This is a genomic window from Gluconobacter sp. OJA, assembly GCF_039638325.1.
GTDB classification, from domain to species: domain Bacteria; phylum Pseudomonadota; class Alphaproteobacteria; order Acetobacterales; family Acetobacteraceae; genus Gluconobacter; species Gluconobacter cerinus.
Genome location: NZ_JBDIWI010000006.1, coordinates 96,526 through 98,648, shown reverse-complemented (window position 1 = coordinate 98,648; position 2,123 = coordinate 96,526). Strand labels below are relative to the sequence as shown.

General features: G+C 63.7%; 3 protein-coding genes. 1 reads left to right on the top strand and 2 read right to left on the bottom strand.

Annotation, left to right across the window (positions count from 1 at the left end):
• The first annotated feature begins 2 nt into the window (after window positions 1-2).
• Window positions 3-506, top strand: coding sequence for a MucR family transcriptional regulator (locus ABDK75_RS17145; RefSeq protein ID WP_346006546.1), 504 nt, complete (start codon window positions 3-5; stop codon window positions 504-506).
• A 2-nt stretch (window positions 507-508) separates the two neighbouring features.
• Here the strand turns inward: ABDK75_RS17145 and ABDK75_RS17140 are convergent, their stop codons facing one another.
• The gene (locus ABDK75_RS17140; RefSeq protein WP_346006545.1) at window positions 509-1,480 is read right to left on the bottom strand and encodes a phosphoadenosine phosphosulfate reductase family protein; all 972 of its coding nucleotides are present in this window, start codon (window positions 1,478-1,480) and stop codon (window positions 509-511) included.
• Window positions 1,477-1,854 (bottom strand): hypothetical protein, encoded by a 378-nt coding sequence (locus ABDK75_RS17135; RefSeq protein WP_346006544.1) that lies wholly within the window; start codon window positions 1,852-1,854, stop codon window positions 1,477-1,479. Before ABDK75_RS17135 ends, ABDK75_RS17140 begins: the two co-directional genes overlap by 4 nt.
• Window positions 1,855-2,123 lie beyond the last annotated feature (269 nt).

Here is a 2,123-nt window from a genome sequence, read left to right as displayed (position 1 = left end):
ACCTGACCGAGACCACGGCACACCCTCATGCCGATCTTCTGCCACTCACCGCCGACATTGTGGCGGCCTATCTGTCGCAGAACGACCTGTCGGCAGAGCACCTGCCCGCACTGATCCGCAGCGTGCACGACGCCCTCGCGACGCCGGCCACGCCGGAGCCTGTCGCGGAAGAAGCCCCGACCCCCGCCGTGAATCCGAAGCGCTCCGTGTTTCCGGACTACATCATCTGCCTGGAAGACGGGAAAAAGCTGAAGATGCTCCGCCGTCATCTCAAAACGGCCTACAACATGACCCCGGAGGAGTACCGGGTCCGGTGGGGCCTGCCGCGCGAGTATCCCATGGTGGCACCCAGCTATTCCGAGAAACGCTCGTCCCTCGCCCGCGAGATTGGCCTGGGCTCCACGACCCGCCCCACTTCACCACAGGAGCCCTCCCCTGAGGAAGACACCTTTCCTCCGGTAAAGAAGCTTCCCGAGAAACGTCGCGGCCGTCCGGCTCGCGCCTGAGACTAGACCGGCCCTCCCCCGCTGCCGAAGGCTCCGGCCGGGAGGATCCAGTCCTCTGTCAGAACCGACCCGATCAGCCGGTCTGACAAGGCGGCCGCGACAAGCGCAGGCTGGGACCGCGCGGCCTCAAACACCCGTCCCTGCCCTGCCAGTGACAACAGCGATCTGTCACGTTTGATCGTACAGCCAAAGCGCTCTTCGTAGTCCACCAGCCGGATAAAACGCGTTGCATCGATCCACTGGAGCGTTGCCAGTGCATCCGCGCTGAGGAAGATGCAGAACGCGCAGGACAACCTGGAAAATCCGATTTTGTAGGGCGGGGCGGGTGTCACGTGCCAGCGCCTGAGGATGGCCCACACCTCAGCTTCGGACCATTGATGTACGGGCCTCCAGTGATCGACATGTCGACGACGCCGCGTTCCGTTTCTCGTGTCGGTGCGGTGAGGCTCAAAAGCCGCATATCGAGCCCGTGCCGGACTTTCCTCGGCGCGCTCGCCTGTCACGACCAGGGTACGGCGGTTGAGGAACCGGTCCTGTCCGCGCAAGGCACGATCGGCTACGTCGACCTTGAGGCTTGCCGAACACCAGCGCACGGAGAGGCTGGCCGAGACCTGGGGAAAGCGCAGGCGTGTACCCTCTGGCCCCTGCCCTCCTGTTCTGACGACCCCGTCAGGAGTTTCGAAGACAACCGGAGCTGTGGGCGCATTGTCCCGCAGCATTTCGCGCTCGAGGCCGCCCTCGCGCCAGGAGCGGTAGAGCGGCAGGCTGAAATCCCGCGCCAGGGCTGCGACATACGGGCCTGTGGAGGGCCAGTCCATGAAGGACCGCCCTGCCCCATCCACCTCATGATGCCAGAGCTCGATGCGCTCGGCCGGAGCACCGGCTTCCAGCAGAGCGAGCAGACAGGCCGTGCCATCCTTGCCTCCCGACACGGCGACAATGATGCGGTCATAGGAGGCTAGATCCGGGCTCATGATGTCCACCGACTAACCGGGGCGCCTGTCCGAACCGAGCGGCACATCAGAGCGTGGGCGATCGGGCGTTCCCGCAGCAGCAGCGGCTTTTCGTGGCGACCGTCCCAGGTCAGTCCCTCGCAACGTGTCAGCAGCCCCATCTGGACGGCCGCTTCGTCGCGACAGGCACACACACGCTCATTGCCACCTGAACTGCGGCGGCACGGCTCATTCGCAGGTGCACCGCAGCCCGTGCAGGCAATCGTCAGCGCCGGATCACCGTCTTCCCAATGCGCGTTGCAGCGGCGGCAGGTTGTGGGCTCCTGCGTGTCGGTCCAGCGCATCGGTGGCCGGCCTCGGGGGGTTGGAACATAGGGAAACTGGTAGCGTCGCATGATGCTCGATCCATCTCTGGTTCTTCAAACATCCTTGCGACCGACAGGCAGCGGTTCTCTCCGTCGAACCTCTTTTCTTTATCTATTCGCCGCCTTTCCCGCGGCTGTAATTGCCTAAGTACGGTTTCACCCAAAGACACGGTGAAGGACATCGGAGGGAAAGAGTACGAACCAGGATACTCCGTCATGACGTAATGACAGCTTTACATCCTGTCGGCGCTCGGCGCAGGCAAGACAGCGGCACACCTCACAGATGCCGTTACGTCGTT

Bases quoted from the DNA above. Each gene is read 5' to 3' on its own strand.
- ABDK75_RS17140 (WP_346006545.1), bottom strand. From the start codon at position 1,480: ATGAGCCCGGATCTAGCCTCCTATGACCGCATCATTGTCGCCGTGTCG.
- ABDK75_RS17135 (WP_346006544.1), bottom strand. From the start codon at position 1,854: ATGCGACGCTACCAGTTTCCCTATGTTCCAACCCCCCGAGGCCGGCCA.